This window comes from Micromonospora sp. C28ISP2-4 (assembly GCF_030519385.1).
Taxonomy (GTDB): Bacteria; Actinomycetota; Actinomycetes; order Mycobacteriales; family Micromonosporaceae; genus Micromonospora; species Micromonospora tulbaghiae.
Genome location: NZ_JAUMKG010000001.1, coordinates 243,138 through 262,026, shown reverse-complemented (window position 1 = coordinate 262,026; position 18,889 = coordinate 243,138). Strand labels below are relative to the sequence as shown.

Sequence of the window (18,889 nt, the reverse complement as noted above, 5' to 3'; positions counted from 1 at the left end):
CGCCGGCTGTCCGCGTACCCCCGGGGTCAGATCGTGGGGCGGCGGTGGGTGAGCGGGAAGCGGAGGATGCGGTCGTCGCCGGCCGCCGGCGTGCCGCGGCCGTCGCGGTTGCTGGTCGCGACCCACAGCGCGCCGTCGGGCGCCACCTCGACGGTACGCAGGCGGCCGTAGGTGCCGGCCAGCTCCGCCACCGGTACGCCGACGCGGCCGGCGGCGTCGACGGGCACCGCCCAGAGCCGGTCGCCGCGCAGCGCGGCGACGTAGAGCGTGCCCCTGGTGAACGCGGCGCCGCTCGGGGACGCCTGCGCGGGCGGCCAGACGACGACCGGGTCGCGGAACCGGGGGTCACCGGCGACGCCCTCGACGAGCGGCCAGCCGTAGTTGCCGCCGGGCACGATCCGGTTCACCTCGTCCCAGGTGCTCTGCCCGAACTCGGTGGCGAACAGCCGGCCGTGCCGGTCCCAGGCGAGACCCTGCACGTTGCGGTGGCCGTAGCTGTAGACGAGCGAGCCGGGGAACGGGTTGCCCGCCGGCACGCCGCCGTCCGGCCGGATCCGCAGGATCTTGCCGTTGCGGCTGGTCAGGTCCTGCGCGCGGGCCGCCACCCCGGCGTCGCCGATCCCGGCGTAGAGCATGCCGTCGGGCCCGAACGCGATCCGGCCGCCGTCGTGGACGGCGCTGCGGGCGATGCCGCTGACCAGCACCTGCGGCGCACGCGACGAGCCGAGGCGGAACCGGACGATCCGGATGTCGGCCGCCGTGGTGTAGGCGGCGTAGACCCACCGGTCCCGGCGGTACCGGGGGGAGACCGCGAGCCCGAGCAGGCCCGCCTCGCCGCCGGCGGCCACGTCGGCGATCCGGGCCACCTGCCGGGCCGGGCGTCCCGGGCGTACGCGCAGGATCGTGCCCTGGTCCCGCTGCGCGACCAGGGCGCTGCCGTCGGGCAGGAAGTCCAGCCCCCACGGCGCCTCCAGCCCGGTCGCGACGACGCGGGGGCGGGTCAGGTCGTAGCCGGACCAGCCGGCGCGCCCGTCGAAGCCGCGCAGGTCGAGCGCGACCGGGCGCTGTCGCGCGTCGGCGGGGACCGGCCGGGCCGGGCCGTCCGCCGGTCGCCGCTCGGTGGGCCGGTTGCCCGCGTGGGCGTCGGTCGCGGCCAGCACGATCGCGAGGACGGCGGCGACGACCGCGACGGTACGACGGCGCATGTGTGCTCCTCGGTTTCGCCACCGGCCCCGCCGGGGCATTGACGGTGATCCGGTTTGCCAGTAGACCTTGGTCATGGAGGCCCCTGATGAAGCAAACGCCGCTCTCGCTGGAACAGTTGCGGGTCGCCGTCACCGAGGGTGAGATCGACACGGTGGTGCTCGCCCTCACCGACATGCAGGGCCGACTGCAGGGCAAGCGGTTCCACGCGCCCTACTTCCTCGACCAGGTGGTCACGCACGGCAGCGAGGGCTGCAACTACCTGCTCGCTGTGGACGTCGACATGAACACGGTCGACGGGTACGCGATGTCGAGCTGGGAACGCGGCTACGGCGACTTCGCCATGCGCCCCGACCTGGACACGCTGCGCCGGACGCCCTGGCAGCCCGGGTCCGCGCTGCTGCTGGCCGACCTGGAGTGGCTGGACGGCTCCGGCCCGGTGGTCGCCTCACCCCGGCAGATCCTGCGCCGCCAGCTCGACCGGCTGGCCGCGCACGGGCTGACCGCGTACGCCGGCACCGAACTGGAGTTCGTGCTCTACCGCGACTCGTACGAGGAGGCGTGGCGGCGCGGCTACCGCGACCTGACCCCGGCCAACCAGTACAACGTGGACTATTCCCTGCTCGGTACCGCGCGGGTCGAGCCGCTGCTGCGCCGCATCCGCACCGAGATGGCCGGGGCCGGGCTCACGCCGGAGAGCGCCAAGGGCGAGTGCAACCTCGGCCAGCACGAGATCGCGTTCCGGTACGACGAGGCGGTGCGCTGCGCCGACCACCACGTCATCTACAAGAACGGCGCCAAGGAGATCGCCGCCCAGGAGGGCATGGCGATCACGTTCATGGCCAAGCCGAACGAGCGGGAGGGCAACTCCTGCCACATCCACTTCTCGCTGCGTGACGCCTCCGGCTCGTCGGCGATGCTGGGGGACGGGCCGGCGCACCTGAGCGTCACCGGGCAGCGGGTGCTGGCCGGGCTGCTCGCCACCATGCGCGAGTTCAGCCTCTTCTTCGCGCCGAACATCAACTCGTACAAGCGGTACCAGCCCGGCTCGTTCGCGCCGACCGCGCTTCGCTGGGGCACCGACAACCGCACCTGCGCGCTGCGGCTGGTCGGGCACGGGCAGGGGATGCGGGTGGAGAACCGGGTGCCGGGGGCGGACGTCAACCCGTACCTGGCGATCGCCGCGCTGGTGGCCGGGGCGGTGCACGGCATCGAGAACGAGCTGGAGCTGGCGGAGGAGTGCACCGGCAACGCGTACGACGACCCGGACGCCGAGCGGGTGCCCACCACGCTGCGTGACGCGCTTGACCTGTGGCAGCGCTCGGAGGTGGCCCGGGAGGCGTTCGGCGACGAGGTGGCCGCCCACTACGCCAACCAGGCCAAGGTCGAGCTGACCGCCTTCGACGCCGCGGTGACGGACTGGGAGCTGACCCGTGGCTTCGAACGCCTCTGACCCCGCCGCCCTCCCTCGCCCCCGCTCCCGCTCCCGCCCCCGCGATCTTGCACTTGCGGCCCCCGGATTGGGCGTTATGCGGGTTTCGCCGGGGCGCCAACTGCAAGATCACCGGGGTGAGAGGGAGAGGGGGAACCGTGGGTGAGGTGATCTCGCCTGTTGACGGGGCGGGGATCGGGGTTGTTCCGGGGTGCTCGGTCGACGACGTGGATGCCGCGATCTCGCGGGCGGCTGTCGCGTTCGAGTCGTGGCGTCATGTGGCGCCGGGGGATCGGGGGCGGCTGCTGCGGCGGTTCGCGGCAGCTGTCGACGCGCACCTGGAGGAGCTGGCCCAGCTGGAGGTGCGCAACGCCGGGCACACCATCGGCAACGCGCGCTGGGAGGCGGGCAACGTCCGCGACGTGCTCGACTACTACGCGGGCGCGCCGGAACGACTGACCGGGCACCAGATCCCGGTGCCCGGCGGGCTCGACGTCACGTTCCACGAACCACTCGGCGTGGTCGGGGTGATCGTGCCGTGGAACTTCCCGATGCCGATCGCCGGCTGGGGTTTCGCCCCGGCGCTCGCCGCCGGCAACACGGTGGTGCTCAAGCCGGCCGAGCTGACCCCGCTGACCGCGTTGCGCCTGGCCGAGCTGGCCCGCGACGCCGGCCTGCCCGACGGCGTGTTCACAGTGCTGCCCGGTCGGGGCAGCGTGGTCGGCGAGCGGTTCGTCACCCACCCGGCGGTCCGCAAGATCTGCTTCACCGGCTCGACCGAGGTCGGCACCCGGATCATGGCCGGCTGCGCGGCCCAGGTGAAGCGGGTGACGCTGGAGCTGGGCGGCAAGTCGGCCAACATCGTCTTCGCCGACGCGGACCTGGAGAAGGCGGCGGCCACCGCGCCGTACGCGGTCTTCGACAACGCCGGCCAGGACTGCTGCGCCCGCTCCCGGATCCTGGTCCAGCGCCAGGTGTACGACAGGTTCCTGGAACTGCTCGAACCGGCCGTACGGGCGCTGCGGGTGGAGGACCCGGCCCGGGAGACGGCCGAGATGGGCCCGCTCATCTCCGCCGGGCACCGGGACCGGGTCGCCGGCTACGTCGACGGGGCGGACGTCGCATTCACCGGCTCCTGCCCCGACGGCCCCGGCTTCTGGTACGCCCCGACGGTGCTGCTCGCCGACTCCCCGGCGGACCGGCACTGGCAGGAGGAGGTCTTCGGCCCGGTCGTCTCGGTCCTGCCGTTCGACGACGAGGCGGACGCGATCCGGCTCGCCAACGACACCGAGTACGGGCTCTCCGGCTCGATCTGGACCCGGGACGTCGGGCGCGCGGTGCGGGTGGCCCGCGCCGTCGAGTCGGGCAACCTCAGCGTCAACTCGCACTCCTCGGTGCGCTACTGGACCCCGTTCGGCGGGATGAAACGCTCCGGCCTGGGCCGGGAGCTGGGTCCGGACGCGCTGCACGCCTTCACCGACGTCAAGAACGTGTTCATCGGCACCGAGGAGTGATCACAGTGCAGGGACGGCTTTCCGACCGGGTGGCAGTGGTGACCGGCGCGGGCAGCGGCATCGGGCTGGCCACCGTACGCCGCTTCGCCGCCGAGGGCGCCCGGGTGGTGTGCGTGGACATCGACGCCGACGCCGGCACCCGGGCGGCGCAGGAGGTGGACGGGGAGTTCGTCGCCGCCGACGTGGCCGACGAGACGGCGGTCCGCGACCTGTTCGACGGGGTGGTCGAGCGGCACGGACGGGTGGATGTGTCGTTCCACAACGCGGGCATCTCGCCGCCGGACGACGACTCCATCCTGGAGACCGGGCTGGACGCCTGGGAGCGGGTGCTGCGGGTGAACACCACGAGCGTCTACCTGTGCTGCAAGTACGTCATCCCGCACATGCGCCGGCAGGGCAAGGGCTCGATCATCAACACCGCGTCGTTCGTGGCGCTGATGGGCGCGGCCACCTCGCAGATCGCGTACACGGCGAGCAAGGGCGGGGTGCTGGCGATGACCCGGGAGCTGGGCGTGCAGTTCGCCCGCGAGGGCATCCGGGTCAACGCGCTGTGCCCCGGGCCGGTGGCGACGCCGCTGCTGCTGGAGCTGTTCGCCAAGGACCCGGAGCGGGCCGCCCGGCGGCTGGTGCACGTGCCGATGGGCCGGTTCGGTGACCCCGCCGAGATCGCCGCCGCGGTGGCGTTCCTCGCCAGCGACGACGCCTCGTTCATGACCGCCGCGCAGTTCGTCGTCGACGGCGGCATCACCGGCGCCTACGTCACTCCGTTATGAGGCCGGTCATCGGCATCACCGCGTACGTCGAGCCGGCCGGCTGGGCCGGTGTGGCGGGACGTGCCGGCGACGCTCGTGCCGCACGCGTACGTCCGGGCGGTCACCGCGGCGGGCGGCCGGGCCGTGGTGCTGCCCCCCGACGACGCCGACGCCGACGTGCTGGGGCTGCTGGACGGGCTGCTGCTCGCCGGCGGCGCGGACGTCGGCCCGGAGCGGTACGGCGAGCCGCCGGACCCGCGTACCGAGAGCCGTCCGGACCGCGACGCCGGGGAGATGACGCTGCTCACCGCCGCGCTCGCCGCCGACCTGCCGGTGCTGGGCGTGTGCCGGGGGATGCAGTTGCTCGCGGTGGCGTACGGCGGCGCGCTGCACCAGCACCTGCCGGACGTGGTCGGGCACGACGGGCACCGTCCCGCGCCGGGCGTGTACGGGGCGCACCCGGTGCGCTTCGCCCCGGACACCCTGACCGGGCTGGTCATGGCCGGGGTGGAGCGGGTCAACTCGTACCACCATCAGGCGGTGGCCGACCCCGGCGGCCTGGCGGTGACCGGCTGGGCCGACGACGGGGTGATCGAGGCGGTGGAGGACCCGGCGCGGCGCTTCGTGCTCGGCGTGCAGTGGCATCCGGAGAACGAGGCCGACCCGCGGCCGGTGGCCGCGCTGGTCCGCTCCGCGATGTCGGCCAGATCACACACCCGCGTTTCGTAGGTGGGGCAAAAGGCGAATCCGCGGCCCGGTCAACCGGCGAGGACTGCCCGACTCGCCCCGGCCCGCCGGTTACGCCAGGATGAGGCGTAGGTAAGCAGCGTCGAACGGTGCGGGTGCGTTACGTTGCTCCTCCGTCGGGGTAGTAGGCGGGGACGGTCGGCGGAGAATCGCCGGCCGTCGTGATCATGCCGGAGCGGGAGGCTGCATGGGCTCGGCCCTGGGGGGCGGGGACGATGATCGTTCGTTCCCGGCGGCCGGCGAGGCGTCACTACCGCCGTTGCTGACCGCGGCGTTCGCCGCCGGTGGCGAGATGGGCGAGCGGCTGCGCCGCTTCGACTGGTCGACCACCGCCCTCGGCAGCCCGGACCGCTGGCCCGCCGCGTTCTCCCACGCGGTGAGCACGATGCTGTCGTCCCGCGCCCAGATCGTCATCTTCTGGGGTGACGAGCACCTCGCCTTCTACAACGACGCCTACCGGCCGACGATCGGCGAGAAGCACCCGGCCGTGATCGCCCAGTCCGCACGGCGGTACTGGGCGGAGACCTGGGACGTGCTCGGCCCGCTGCTGGAAGGCGTACGCCGCACGGGTGTGGCCTACCGGGGCGAGAACCATCCCTTCGTGCTGAACCGGCACGGATTCCTGGAGGACGTCTACTTCGACATCTCGTACGACCCGATCCGCAGCGCCGACGGCACCGTCGGCGGCGTGTTCTGCTTCGTGAACGAGACCACCGGCCGGGTGCTCGGCGAGCGCCGGCTGCGCGCCCTCGCCGAGCTGGGCAACGAGCTGGGCGACGTGCCCGGCCTGCTCGAACTGGGTCAGGCCGTCACCCGGGTGCTCGACGCCCATCGCGCCGACGTGCCGTTCAGCGCGCTGTGGTTCCAGGGTGAGGGCGGGTCGCTCGTGCCGGGCGGCTGTTCGGGCGTGGACCCGGCCACCGTCGCCGGCCCGCCGCCCGGACTGCCCGACGGCGGGCCGTTCACCGAGCCGCGCTGGATCGCCACCGCCGACCTGCCGGGCGCGGTGCCGCCGGACGCCGCCGACCGGGCGCTCCTGCTGCCGCTGACCGCCACCAACGAGCCGGCCGGCGTGCTGCTGCTCGGCGTGTCGCGCCGGCTGCCGTTCACCGACGACTACCGCGACTTCGTCGACCTGGTCGCCGCGCAGGTGTCCCGGGCCGTGGGCAAGCAGCGGGCGTACGAGCAGGAACGCGCCCGCGCCGCCGAGCTGGCCGCGCTGGACCGCGCCAAGACCAACTTCTTCGCCAACGTCAGCCACGAGTTCCGTACCCCGCTGACGCTGGTCCTCGGGCCGCTCGAGGAACTGCTCGTCGACCGGGAAGTGCCCGACCGGTACCTCGACCGGCTGACCGTCATGCACCGCAACGGGTTGCGCCTGCTCAAGCTGGTCAACACGGTGCTCGACTTCTCCCGGCTGGAGTCCGGTCGGCTGGCCGCCCGCTACCAGCCCACCGACCTGTCCGACTACACCTCACGGCTGGCCAGCACGTTCCGCTCGGCCACCGAGCGGGCCGGGCTGCGCCTGGTGGTGGACTGCCCGCCGCTGCCCGCGCCGGTCTACGTCGACCGGGACATGTGGGAGAAGATCGTCCTCAACCTGGTGTCGAACGCGGTCAAGTTCACCTTCGACGGCGAGATCCGGGTCCGGATGCGTGCCGCTGACGGGACCGCCGTGCTGGAGGTCACCGACACCGGCGTCGGCATCGCGCCGGAGGAACTGCCGCAGGTCTTCGAGCGGTTCCACCGGGTGGCCGGCGCCCGCTCCCGTACCCACGAGGGCACCGGCATCGGGCTCGCCCTGGTCCGCGAGCTGGTCGAGATGCACGGCGGCACGGTGACCGCGCACAGCGTCGTCGACCGGGGTACGACGTTCACAGTGACCATGCCCTTCGGGTACGCGCACCTGCCCGCCGACCGGGTGTCCGCCCTCTCCCCGATGTCGCTGGGTGAGCCGGCGCAGGCCCGCCTGTACGTCGCCGAGACGGCGCTCTGGACCGACGAGGTGGCCCGGCCCGTCGGGCTGCCCGAGGCGAACGGCACGACCGGCGGCGCGGGCCGGATCCTGTTCGCCGACGACAACCCCGACCTGCGCGAGCACGTCGTGCGGCTGCTCTCCCCGGCGTACGAGGTGGTGGCCGTGCCGGACGGCGCGGAGGCGCTGCGGCTGGCCGTCAAGACCCCGTTCGACCTGGTGCTGACCGACGTGATGATGCCCCGGCTGGACGGCTTCGGGCTGGTCACCGCGTTGCGTTCCGACCCGGCCACCCGGCACGTGCCGATCGTGCTGCTCTCCGCGCGGGCCGGTGCCGCCGAGGAGGTCGCCGGTCTGTCCACCGGCGCCGACGACTACTTGACCAAGCCCTTCTCCAGCCAGGAGCTGGTGGCCCGGGTCCGGGCCAACGTCGAGCTGGGCCAGTTGCGCGGGCAGATCATCCGCCGTTTGCGGGCACTCGCCGACGCCGCCGTGGAGATCAACACCGCCCGGTCCACAGCCGAGGTGGTCCGGGTGGCCGCCCGGCACGCGCTGCGCCTGGCCGAGGCCGGACGCGTCCGGGTCACCGCCACCGGCGCCCGCCACGAGGAGGACGCCGGCGGCGACCTGCCCGCCGAGCCGACAGTGGTGCTGCCGCTGACCGGCACGTCCGGCGAGCAGCTCGGTGAGCTGCGCGTGTGGCGCCGGGAGGGCGGCGGCACCGAGGAGGCCGCGCTCACCGAACTGGCCCGGCTGATCGGCGTACGGCTGGAGAACGCCCAGCTGTACGAGGCCGAGCACCACATCGCCACCACGCTCCAGCACAGCCTGCTGCCACGTACGCTGCCGCAGTTGCCCGGCGCGGTGGTGGCCAGCCGTTACCTGCCCGGCAGCGCCGACGTGGAGGTCGGCGGCGACTGGTACGACGTGATGGCCACCGCCGACGACGACCTGGTGCTGGTCATCGGCGACGTGGTCGGCAAGGGCGTGCGGGCCGCCGCGGCGATGGGCCAGCTCCGCAACGCGCTGCGGGCGTACGTCCTGGAGGGCTACGACCCGGGCGAGGCGCTGACCCGGCTCAACCGGCTGGTCCACTCCGCCGGCAGCGGCTCCTTCGCCACTGTGGTCTGCCTCGGCTTCTCCCCGCGCACCGGCCGTATCAGGTACGCCAGCGCGGGCCATCCCTCACCCCTGCTGATCCGAGGAGACGACGTGGCTTTCCTGCACGATCGGGCCCTCGGACCGCCGATCGGGGCCATTCCCGGCGCCGTCTACCCGGCCACCGAGGGAGAACTCGCCCCGGGCAGCCGGCTCCTGCTCTACACGGACGGCCTGATCGAGGACCGGTCCGCGGGCATCGACGCCGGGCTGGGCCAGTTGCGGGCGGACGCGACGGCGCGCGCCGCGCACGTGGCGGACCTGGTCGACGCCGTGGTCGAGCGGGTCGCCGGGCGGTCCCGGCACGACGACGTGGCGGTGCTCGCGCTTGAGGCGGCCGAGCTGAACCGTTTCGCGCTGCGCCTGCCCGCCGACCCGACCCGGCTCAGCGTGCTGCGGAAGCGGCTGGAGGACTTCCTCGTCGCCCACCACGTCGGCGAGACCGACCTGTTCGACCTGACGGTGGCCGTCTCCGAGGCGGCGGCGAACGCGATCGAGCACCCGGTCGACCCGGCGGACCCGACGATCGAGGTCGAGGTGACGATCGCCGACCGTACTGTCACCGCGACCATCCGGGACAGCGGGCGCTGGCGGGAGTCGAGCGGGTCGAGCTTCCGGGGGCGCGGGCTGACGCTGATCCAGGCGCTGGCGGAGATGACCGTGACCCGGACCGCGAACGGCACCGAGCTGACGCTGCGCCGCCGGCTGGCCGACCGGGACTGAGCCAGCGATCTACGGACAGTCGATGCCGAGCACGTTCGCGGCACGGCGGTATGCGGCGAGTCCGGCCCGGAGAAACAATGCGAGAACGTCATCGGCGGGCCGGGGGCTGTCAAGCCCCAGTCGGAACCAGCCGGTGTCACCCGCCTCGGCATAGAGGACGCCCGCCTCGGCCTCAAGGATCCCGCCGGTCCAGGCGTCGAAGTCGTTCCAGTCCACGCCGTGCGTCCATGTCGACTCCTCGGGCCAGGACAGGTGCCACGTCGGGACGAGGCGACCCTCCGAGCTGAGGTCGGGTGCGCCGTCCGGCGTGAACTCGGCGAGGCTGACGTCCAGGCTGACAGTGCCGTCGACCAGCAGGTACTCGCGCAGACGCGCGGACGGACGGTCCGCGTCAGCAGGCTGGGACCGTTCGGCACCGGGAAGTATGGGCAGGGACTCGGGTATCGCGGCCACCACCTCCGCGACGAGCGGCCGTCGGGCCAGGTCGCGAACGGTATAGCTGAACTGGCCGTCGTCGATGTCGGTGGGCGGAAGGCCGGGAACCAGGCATGCCAGCAGCCACGCCCGCCGGAGCGGTTCCTCGTACGCGCGTTTGCGGTCGGCTGCGGCGAGGCTCCAGGCGACGGTGTCCCGGACCGCGGCCGCGCGGGCCGTCGGGTCGTGCTCGACGTTCCCCCAAGCCGCGATGATCTCGGGCAACTGCGGGTCGACCATGGGCCACATCGTAACGACGGTCGATGCGGGCCGCCCTGACGACGCCGCCCGGGCGGGTCAGGCCCCGGCCAGCCACTCCTGGTCGCCCAGGCCGGAGATGTCCAGTACGCGCCGGACCTGCGGGGACGGCAGCACGGTGAGCGCGTCCGGGAACCGCTGGGCGAGCCGGACCACCGCGTGGATGGCGGCCGAGTCGAAGAAGGTGACCGCCCGCAGGTCGAGCGTGAGCCGCTTGGCGGGCTCGCGGAGCGCGGTCTGGAACATGGTGTCGGCGGTCGCCATGTCGACCTCGCCGGTCACCTGGACGCGCACCTGGTCGCCGTCGGCCTGCGCCGTCACGGAGAAGACGGGTGCCGCGCCCCCTTGATCCACGGAGCAACAATGGCACAGCGTTTGCGGCACGGCAACAACCTGCCCGGCGGGCCTGTGGCGAGGGGCACACCGCCCCCGGCGATAGGCTTGGACCATGACCGTCCGTGAGCCGCTGACCCCCGGCACGCTCTCCCCGTGGCGAGCGGTCCCCGCCCACATCCCGCGCCCGGAGTACGTGGGTAAGAAGCGCCCGCAGGAGTGGCGCGGCTCGCACGTGCAGACGCCGGAGACCATCGAGAAGATGCGCGTGGCGGGGCGTCTGGCCGCCCAGGCCACCCAGCTCGCCGGTGAGCACTGCAAGCCCGGGGTGACCACCGACGAGATCGACAAGGTGGTGCACGAGTTCCTCTGCGACCACGGCGCCTACCCGTCGACGCTCGGCTACCGGGGCTTCCCCAAGTCGTGCTGCACCAGCCTCAACGAGGTGATCTGCCACGGCATCCCGGACACCACCGTGCTCCAGGACGGCGACATCATCAACGTCGACGTCACCGCGTACCTGAACGGCGTGCACGGCGACACCGACGCCACGTTCTGCGTGGGCGAGGTGAGCGAGGAGGCCCGCCTGCTGGTCGAGCGGACCCATACGGCGATGATGCGCGGCATCAAGGCCATCGCCCCGGGGCGGCAGATCAACGTCATCGGCCGGGTGATCGAGTCGTACGCCAAGCGCTTCGGCTACGGCGTGGTCCGCGACTTCACCGGGCACGGCATCGGCGAGGCGTTCCACAGTGGCCTCTACGTGCCGCACTACGACAGCCCGCGCCCCACCGACGTGATGGAGCCCGGGATGACGTTCACCGTCGAGCCGATGATCACGCTCGGCACCTACCAGTACGACATGTGGGACGACGGCTGGACGGTGGTCACCAAGGACCGCAGGTGGACGGCTCAGTTCGAGCACACCATCGTCGTGACCGACGACGGCTACGAGATCCTGACGCTGCCGTGACCGACACCCCTGCCGCGCTGCGCGAGGCGCACCACGCGGACGTCTCCGGCGGCTGGCTGCGTCCCGCGGTCTTCGGTGCGATGGACGGTCTCGTCACCAACATCGCGCTGATCGCCGGTGTGGGCGGCGGCGGGGTGTCCCCGCGCAGCGTGGTGCTCACCGGCACGGCCGGCCTGGTGGCCGGCGCCATCTCGATGGGCCTCGGCGAGTACACGAGCGTCCGGTCCGCCAACGAGCAGGTAGCCGCCGAGGTGGCCAAGGAGCGGCGCGAACTGGAACGCCACCCGGAGGCCGAGGCCCGGGAGCTGGCCGACGCCTGGGTCGCCCGCGGACTGCCCCGCGAGCTGGCGACGCAGGTCGCCGAGGCGGTACGCGCCAACCCGGAGGAGGCACTGCGGGTGCACGTGCGGGAGGAGCTGGGCGTCGACCCCGACGACCAGCCCAGCCCGTGGGCCGCCGCGATCTCGTCGTTCGTCTGCTTCTCCGTCGGCGCGCTGGTGCCGCTGCTGCCGTACCTGCTCGGCTTCACCAGCCTCTGGCTGGCGCTCGCCGTCGGCGGGGTGGGGCTCTTCGTGGCCGGCGCGATCGTGGCCCGGTTCACCAACCGCGCCTGGTGGCGAAGCGGGCTGCGGCAGTTGCTGCTCGGCGCGCTGGCGGCCGGCGCCACCTACCTGATCGGCGCGCTGATCGGCGTCGGCGGCGGCATCGGCTGACGCTGAGCCGTCCGCGACGGTCAGCCGTCGGCGGGCCGTCAGCCGGACAACAGGTCGTCGATCGTGCCGTCGACCGGGCGCCCCCGGGCGGCCAACTCCTCGGCCTGGCGGGCCAGCACCGCACCCACCTCGGTCATGTCCGCCCCGGCCAGCCCGGTGCGCCGCACCGCGTCCCCGGGGTCGCGGAAGTAGGTGCGGCTGAACAGCCCCTGCACTGTGGCGGCGGCCAGCCGCGCCTCGCCGAGCATGAGCAGCGCCTGGTCCGTCTCGTACCACTCGGCGAGCCGCAACGCCCGGGCATGTGCCGCGCTGCCCCGGTACCACGCCTGCCGCGCGGCGCTCGTGAACTCCGCCGGCCGGGCCCGGGCCAGCCGCGCCAGGTGCTCGTCGCGCAGCTTCGGCAGCCAGTCGGCCGGGTCGTGCAGGGCGCGCGTGGTGACGTACCGGTCCGCGGCCAGCGGCCAGCGGGACGTGATCGTCGTCGCCCGGCGCAGGTATTCGTCCGCCCCGGCCACTGTCAGGTCGACGAGCACACCGTCCACCCGCCGGGTGGCGGGCGGCGGTCCGGCACCGGGCCGGTAGGTGACGACCAGCAGGCCGACCTCGCGGTCTCCGCCGCCGTCGTCGTCGCCGTGCGCGAGCGGACCGTGTACGGCGACCGCCAGCACGTCGGCCGGGAACCGCCGCAGAACGGCGTCACCGACCCGCTCGGCCACCTGCCACCGTGGATCGTCGAGACGCCGCTCGGCGTTCACGTCGACAGCCACGGTGCACCCCCCCCGTCCGACAGGTCGCCTACGGCAACCCTAGCCAGACCGGGGCGGGTGGCCCCGGCGGCGCGGATGTCGGATTGTGCACGGCGGCGGGCCGGCGGCGGGCCGCCGCCGCGTCTGCGGTCAGGCGTTCGGGACCAGCCGGAACACGCGGATCTCGCGGCCACCGGCCCGCTCGACGTACGTGCGGTACGCGGGCCACTCCTGCACCAGCCGCTGGAACAGCCGTTCCCGTTCCTCGCCGGTGACCTGCTCGGCGGTGACCGGAATCCGGCGGCCCTTGACGTCCACCTCGGCACCCGGGTGGGCCATCAGGTTGAACGTCCACGACGGCTGGTGCTGCTGCCCCCAGTTCGAGCCGATCACCACGTAGGCGTCGCCGTCGGGGACGTACACCAGGGGGTTGCTGCGGGGTTTGCCGGAGCGGCGGCCGGTGGAGGTGAGCACCAGCGTGGGCACGAGCCCGAAGGCGACCACGCGGCCCTTCGTCATCCGCCCGACCAGCCGGTCGGCCGGGACGAGCAGGCGCATGGTGGCGCCGAACCAACGCTGGTGGCCGAGACGGCGGGTGAGGGATCCCAGGGCGGACACCTGACCAGTGTGCCGCCCGCGCCGCGCCCCGTCACCCCTCCGGACGGGCGCTCAGTCGAGCCGACGTTCGATCGGCAGGCGGGACCGGGTGAACAGCGCCGCGCCGCCCATCGCCACCAGCGGCACCACGACCAGCGCGGCGAGCGTCACGCCGGGCACCGTCACCGGGTACGGCGCCTGCACCGGCCAGGCTTCCGCGTACCGCTGGTTGAGCGCGGCCAGGACGACGACGGCGGAGCCGAGCCCGGCGACGATGCCCAGCGCCGAGCCGAGCACCGCGATGACCCCGGCCTGACAGAGCGACAGCAGGCGGCGTACCCGGGGATCCGCGCCGACCGCGGCGAGCGTGGACAGGTCCCGGCGGCCCTCGGCCGCGGCGAGGCCGGTGGCGACCGCGGCGGCGCCCAGCGTGATCACCCCGGAGGCCACTGCGAGCAGGAGCAGCATCGGGCGCTGGTCCGACGGCGGGTCGGCGGTCGCCACCTGCGCGGACATGGGCCCGAGGTCGAACAGCTCGTCGGTCAGCATCTCGACCTGCCGTTCGGTGGGTGAGCCGGCGGTGTCCAGCAGGTAGCCCAGTGGTACGGCGGTCAGGCCGAGCGCGTCGGCGGCGGCGGGGGAGAGCACCAGCCGGTCGACTTCGAGACCGCCCCGCAGCGCGTACCCGGGCAGGAGACGCCCGGTGGGCGGGCCGCCGGAGTTGTAGTTGACCTCCACCTGGACCTGCCCGTCCGTCACCCGCCGGGGGTCGGTGACCACCACGCCGCCGGCGGCGAGCGTCCGGCGCGCGGCGGCCAGCTCGCCGGCGGGCGCTCCGGTGACCGCGGCCAGCGCGCCGCCGTCGTCCACGAGCGTCGGCAGGTAGACGTCGACCGGTTCCTGGAAGGGGCTCACGCAGCGCGGATCGCGCCGGGCCGAGTCGGGGACCGGGCCGGAGGAGGCGTACGGGCAGCGCTGCTCGGGCGGAACGACCGCGTACGCGGCGCAGTCGTCCTTCTCCCGGACGCTGACGGCGCAGCCGGGGATCGCGACGGGCGTCACCGTGGCGTCGGGCAGGACCGCGCGGGCCCGGGTCGCGACGACGTCGGCCGACGGCGGGTCCGCCGGGATGTCGCCGGAGTGGGTGAGCAGCACGTTCCCCGGCGGCAGGCCCGGCTGCCAGAGTTCCCGGGAGCGGGTCTCGTCACTCGCCACGTAGACGCCGATCGCGACGCTTCCGGCGACCGCCGCCATCACCGCCGAGATGGCGGGCGCGGCCGACGACCGGTTGCGGCTGGCGTCGCGCAACGCGAGCCGGGGGGTCAGCGGCAGCAGCCGGCCGGCCCGGCCCAGGACGCCGACGAGAGTCGGGGTGCAGAACACCAGCCCCAGCTCACCCAGGGCGACGCCGGCCAGCACACCTGTCTGCGAGGTACGGCCGGCGGCGAACGCGGCGATCGCGGTCCCGGCGACGGTGAGCGCCAGCCCGATCAGCAGCCAGCGGCGGCGGGGCCGGCTCGCGTCGCGCCGGCCGGCCAGGCCGGTCGCCACGTCCTGCCGGGCCGCCGTCCAGGCCGGCGCCATCGCCGCCAGCACGCCGGCCAGCACCGCCGTCGCGGCGATCGCCACCAGCGCGCCCGGGAAGATCCGGTACGCCCCGAGGCGCTCCCCGAGCAGGTACTGCTCGACGAGCGGGCGGCCGGCGAACGCGGCGCCGATGCCGAGCAGCAGGCCGAGGGCGGCCCCGCCGGCGCCGAGCACCACCCCGTCGGCGAGCACGATCCGGCGCAGGTGGGAGGCGTCGCCGCCGGCCACCGCGACGAGCGCGAGGTCGCGCCGCCGGCGGCGGACGCTCACCGCGAAGGCCGGGCCGACCAGCAGCACCACCTCCAGCAGGCCCAGCCCGCCGACCACTCCGACGACGCCGGCCTCGTCGGCGTCCGGCATGCGCATCCCCCGGGAGAACTCCTCCCGTCCCGGCAGCGGCTCGCGGGCGACGACCTGGACGCCCTGCGCGTTCAGCCGGTCGACCAACCCCGGGTCGAGCGGGCCGGGCAGGTCCACCAGCCAGGTGTCGCTGCCGGCCGCGCCCTCCGGCGTCACCCCGGGCAGCGTGATCACGTCCCGGAGGTTGTCCGGGTACTCCACCACTCCGACCACCCGGTAGGTGGTGCCGTCGACGGTGCGTACCGGGTCGCCGATGCGGGTCTCCAGCCGGCGCAGCGCCGCCGGGCTGACGGCGATCTCGTCGGGGCGCACCGGCGGGCGGCCGTCGAGGACCCGGGCCAGCGGCCGGGTCAGCGGGTCGGTCAGGTCCAGGGCACGCGCCTCGATCGATTCGACGTGCCGGCCCACCCGCGTCGAGAACGTCATCCACCAGCGCGTGCGGGCGACCCGGCTGCCCTCGGGCAGCAGCGCGCGCACCTCCTCGCCGGTCGCCGGACGGGTCCGGCCGACCCATTCGCCCTGGACCGGCCACGCCGACTCGCCCCAGGCGTCCTGCGTCACCGGCGTCAGGCTCTCCCAGCGCAGCGCGACGTCGCCGCCGCCGAGCTGGCGCTCGATGCGCTCGGCGCGGGTCAGATCCCCCATGTCGTAGCTGACCGCGGCGAAGCTGAGGCCGAGCACCGGCAGCGCGATCATCACCAGCACCAGCAGCGTGCGCCGCCGTGACCGCCGGGCCTCCCGGCGGGCGATCCGCAGCGCGGTCCGCCACGACCCGCGTACGGCGGCGAGGCGGCCGCCGGTCACCGGATGCTGCCGCTGAGCAGGTGGTCGACGCCGATCAGCGGGGCGGTCGAGTCGACCATCACCCCGTCGCGCAGGAAGACCACCCGGTCCGCCCAGCCGGCGTGTCGCGCCTCGTGGGTGACCAGCACCCCTGCCGCTCCGGCGTCCACCCGCCGGCGCAGCAGATGCAGCACCGCCTCGCTGGTCTGGGAGTCCAGCGCGCCGGTCGGCTCGTCGGCGAGGACCAGGCGGCGCTCGCCGACGAGTGCCCGGGCGATCGCCACCCGCTGCTGCTGGCCGCCCGACATCTGGTCCGGGAATCGGTCGGCCAGGTCCTCCAGGTCGACCTCGCGCAGCGCGGCCAGCGCCAGCTGGCGGGCCGCCCGTACGCCGGTGCCGTCCAGTTCCAGCGGCAGCGCCACGTTCTCCACTGCGGTCAGGCTGCCGAGCAGGTTCAGGTCCTGGAAGACGTACCCGATCCGGCGGCGGCGCAGCCGGGCCAGCTCGCGGGCGGACAGCCCGACCAGCGCCTCGCCCTCGACCACCACCTCGCCGCCGGTGGGCCGGTCCAGGCCGCCGGCCAGCGCCAGCAGCGTGGACTTGCCGGACCCGGAGGGGCCCATCACCGCCACCAGCTCACCGGCCCGCACGGTCAGGCTCACGCCGCGCAGCGCGTGCACGGCGGCCTCACCGGCGCCGTGGGTCCGGCGTACGTCACGCAGCTCCAGCACCCCGTCGATCGGGTCCATCAGCGCCTCCCGTGCCGGGTCACCGGCGGGCTTCGTCGCCGGCCCGGTCCACCGCCTCGGGGTGGTCGACCGCCCGGATCGGCGCCGGGCGGTGCCGGACCAGGCTCGTCTCACAGTGGTCGAGCCACCGCACCTCGGCCTCGGTCTGGAAGATCATCGCGTCCAGCACCAGCCGCCAGGGTAGATCCTCCGGCTTGTCGCTCGTGTACTTCAACCGGGTGAACTCCTGGAGCGCGCGCATGGTGGCGGTGCGCTGGGTCTGCACCACCGACCGCACGTCGACGCCGGGGGTGGTCAGCGCCAGCGCCAGTTTGATGGACAACTCGTCGCGGGGGCGGTCGGCGCGGCTGATCGGCGTGGCGAACCACAGCGCCAGGTCCGCCCGACCGGCGTCGGTGATCTCGTACGGCCGCTGCCCGCTCTCGTTCTCCGGCAGCGGGCGGACCAGTCCGTCCCGCTCCAGCCGCGCCAACGTGGTGTAGACCTGTCCGATGTTCAGCGGCCAGGTCGACCCGGTGGACTCCTCGAACGCGGCACGGAGCTGGTAGCCGTACATCTGGCCGCGTTCGAGCAGGGCGAGCAGGCCGTGACGGATGGACATGACCGCGAGTATGCATACCTGGTATGCGCTACGCAACCGGAGGGTTCCGCCGGGTGACCGGCGTCGCGCTCAGGCGGGGCGGCCCGGGAACGGAACGGTGACCGGCGTCACGCCCGCAGTACGACGCCAGCGGGTGGCGCGCAACGCGCAGTCGGTGAGCGCGGCGAGCGCGGTGTTCCGGTCCGCGCCGGTGGTGTGCGGCAGCGCGGCCCGCCAGTGCCCGGCTGTCCGCTCCTCGATCTCCACCGCCAGGCGCAGCGCGCTCGCCCGATCAGTCACCGGATAGGGCAGCGCGTAACCGGCCCGGTCGGCGGGCACCTGCCCGGAGCCCTCGGCGAGTTGCAGCAGCAGCGCGTCCCGGCGGGACCGGTGGGCCGCCTCGGCGGCACGGGCGGCCGTGCGCGCCGCCTCGGTCAGGTGCACGCCGATCACCCCGTACGCCCAGACGGCCGCGTACTCGGCGGCGAGCGCGTCGGCGAGGGCCGAGGCCGGGCCGGTCGTCGGATTCACGCTGCGCCGGCCGGGCGTGCCCTCACGGCCCTCGCTCCGCTCGGTGCGTTCGTTCACTTCAGGGCCTCCACGTGAGTGGCCCGCGCGGCGGCGATCGAGCCGAGCAGCGCGGCCCGCTCGGCCGGCGCCTCGGCGCACGCCTTGGCCGCGTTGGTCCGGCCCTCCTGCTCGGCCCGGCGCAGCTCGGTGAGCACGGCGTCGGGCGCGGGCGCGCTCGCCGAGCCGGCGGCCCCCGGGGTGCCGGACGGCGCCGGACGGCCGATCACGCGGCGTAGCTCCTCGGCGTGCGCCCGGTGCGCGTCGGCGATCGGGGTGAGCCGCTCGGCCAGCGCCGGCGCGGCGGTGGCGGCGGCCCGGTAGCGGGCCTCCAGCGCGAGCGCCTCGGCGGCCAGCGGCTCCAGCGCGTCAGGTGCCGGTGGCTCCTTGTCGCGGTCGAAAAGATCACAACCGGTCAGCGGCGCTGTTGCGCCGCCGAGCGCCACGACCCCACCGGCGCGCAGCAGCCAGCGCCGGGAATGCCCCGCTCTGACCTGGTCGGATGGTGTTCTGCCGATCCCCACCTGACAGAGTCAACACCATCCGCGCCGCCTCGTGGGGCAGGGTCTCGGTGCGCCGCCGGGTCCGTCGACGGCCACAAGCGTTACGCTCTGCGCAACCACCGGGCGCGGACGCCCCGGTGGCGCGCCGGTATGGCGGGCCGA

At 74.2% G+C, this 18,889-nt stretch carries 16 protein-coding genes and 1 pseudogene; 7 read left to right on the top strand and 10 right to left on the bottom strand.

The annotated features are described in order from the left end of the window. Positions 1 to 26 precede the first annotated feature (26 nt). The gene (locus Q3W68_RS01195) at positions 27 to 1,205 is read right to left on the bottom strand and encodes a sorbosone dehydrogenase family protein (protein ID WP_302903695.1); all 1,179 of its coding nucleotides are present in this window, start codon (positions 1,203 to 1,205) and stop codon (positions 27 to 29) included. 86 nt (positions 1,206 to 1,291) lie between these two features. Here Q3W68_RS01195 and Q3W68_RS01190 point away from each other — a divergent pair, with 86 nt between their 5' ends. The 5 genes and pseudogenes from Q3W68_RS01190 to Q3W68_RS01170 all read left to right on the top strand — a co-directional run bounded on the left by Q3W68_RS01190 (position 1,292) and on the right by Q3W68_RS01170 (position 9,504). Further along, positions 1,292 to 2,656 carry a glutamine synthetase family protein gene (locus Q3W68_RS01190; RefSeq protein WP_302903694.1) on the top strand — a complete coding sequence of 455 codons (1,365 nt, stop codon included), beginning with the start codon at positions 1,292 to 1,294 and terminating at the stop codon, positions 2,654 to 2,656. 137 nt (positions 2,657 to 2,793) lie between these two features. Continuing rightward, complete coding sequence (locus Q3W68_RS01185) at positions 2,794 to 4,149, top strand: aldehyde dehydrogenase (RefSeq protein WP_302903693.1); 1,356 nt, start codon at positions 2,794 to 2,796, stop codon at positions 4,147 to 4,149. Between the two features lie 5 nt (positions 4,150 to 4,154). Then, on the top strand, positions 4,155 to 4,922 hold the full coding sequence (locus tag Q3W68_RS01180; RefSeq protein ID WP_302903692.1) for a 3-oxoacyl-ACP reductase: 768 nt from the start codon (positions 4,155 to 4,157) through the stop codon (positions 4,920 to 4,922). Further along, positions 4,919 to 5,630 (top strand): annotated as a pseudogene (locus Q3W68_RS01175) (gamma-glutamyl-gamma-aminobutyrate hydrolase family protein). Before Q3W68_RS01180 ends, Q3W68_RS01175 begins: the two are co-directional and overlap by 4 nt. A gap of 205 nt (positions 5,631 to 5,835) precedes the next feature. Further along, complete coding sequence (locus tag Q3W68_RS01170) at positions 5,836 to 9,504, top strand: SpoIIE family protein phosphatase (RefSeq protein ID WP_302903691.1); 3,669 nt, start codon at positions 5,836 to 5,838, stop codon at positions 9,502 to 9,504. A 9-nt stretch (positions 9,505 to 9,513) separates the two neighbouring features. Here Q3W68_RS01170 and Q3W68_RS01165 read toward each other — a convergent pair whose 3' ends face one another. After that, entirely contained in the window at positions 9,514 to 10,218 is a 705-nt protein-coding gene (locus tag Q3W68_RS01165) for a hypothetical protein (protein ID WP_302903690.1), read from the bottom strand. Between the two features lie 57 nt (positions 10,219 to 10,275). Further along, positions 10,276 to 10,590, bottom strand: coding sequence for an STAS domain-containing protein (locus tag Q3W68_RS01160; protein ID WP_302903689.1), 315 nt, complete (start codon positions 10,588 to 10,590; stop codon positions 10,276 to 10,278). A 94-nt stretch (positions 10,591 to 10,684) separates the two neighbouring features. On the opposite strand from Q3W68_RS01160, the gene map reads away from it, so the two are divergent. Next, complete coding sequence (map, locus tag Q3W68_RS01155; protein WP_302903688.1) at positions 10,685 to 11,542, top strand: type I methionyl aminopeptidase; 858 nt, start codon at positions 10,685 to 10,687, stop codon at positions 11,540 to 11,542. Then, positions 11,539 to 12,255, top strand: a complete 717-nt coding sequence (locus tag Q3W68_RS01150; RefSeq protein WP_302903687.1) for a VIT1/CCC1 transporter family protein — start codon at positions 11,539 to 11,541, stop codon at positions 12,253 to 12,255. The genes map and Q3W68_RS01150 overlap by 4 nt, the downstream gene beginning before the upstream one ends. Positions 12,256 to 12,293: 38 nt before the next feature. Here the strand turns inward: Q3W68_RS01150 and Q3W68_RS01145 are convergent, their stop codons facing one another. The 7 genes from Q3W68_RS01145 to Q3W68_RS01115 all read right to left on the bottom strand — a co-directional run bounded on the left by Q3W68_RS01145 (position 12,294) and on the right by Q3W68_RS01115 (position 18,691). After that, positions 12,294 to 13,022: a nucleotidyltransferase domain-containing protein gene (locus Q3W68_RS01145; protein WP_302903686.1), complete on the bottom strand. Its 729-nt coding sequence runs from the start codon at positions 13,020 to 13,022 to the stop codon at positions 12,294 to 12,296. A gap of 129 nt (positions 13,023 to 13,151) precedes the next feature. Further along, positions 13,152 to 13,619: a nitroreductase family deazaflavin-dependent oxidoreductase gene (locus tag Q3W68_RS01140; protein ID WP_091044182.1), complete on the bottom strand. Its 468-nt coding sequence runs from the start codon at positions 13,617 to 13,619 to the stop codon at positions 13,152 to 13,154. Between the two features lie 51 nt (positions 13,620 to 13,670). After that, positions 13,671 to 16,349, bottom strand: a complete 2,679-nt coding sequence (locus tag Q3W68_RS01135; protein ID WP_302903685.1) for an ABC transporter permease — start codon at positions 16,347 to 16,349, stop codon at positions 13,671 to 13,673. Beyond that, positions 16,346 to 17,077, bottom strand: coding sequence for an ABC transporter ATP-binding protein (locus Q3W68_RS01130; RefSeq protein ID WP_302903684.1), 732 nt, complete (start codon positions 17,075 to 17,077; stop codon positions 16,346 to 16,348). The genes Q3W68_RS01135 and Q3W68_RS01130 overlap by 4 nt, the downstream gene beginning before the upstream one ends. A 19-nt stretch (positions 17,078 to 17,096) precedes the next feature. Then, entirely contained in the window at positions 17,097 to 17,678 is a 582-nt protein-coding gene (locus tag Q3W68_RS01125) for a PadR family transcriptional regulator (RefSeq protein WP_013284661.1), read from the bottom strand. Positions 17,679 to 17,747: 69 nt separating this feature from the next. After that, positions 17,748 to 18,188: a ferritin-like domain-containing protein gene (locus Q3W68_RS01120; protein WP_302904926.1), complete on the bottom strand. Its 441-nt coding sequence runs from the start codon at positions 18,186 to 18,188 to the stop codon at positions 17,748 to 17,750. Between the two features lie 53 nt (positions 18,189 to 18,241). Further along, the gene (locus Q3W68_RS01115) at positions 18,242 to 18,691 is read right to left on the bottom strand and encodes a hypothetical protein (RefSeq protein WP_302904925.1); all 450 of its coding nucleotides are present in this window, start codon (positions 18,689 to 18,691) and stop codon (positions 18,242 to 18,244) included. Positions 18,692 to 18,889: the final 198 nt, after the last annotated feature.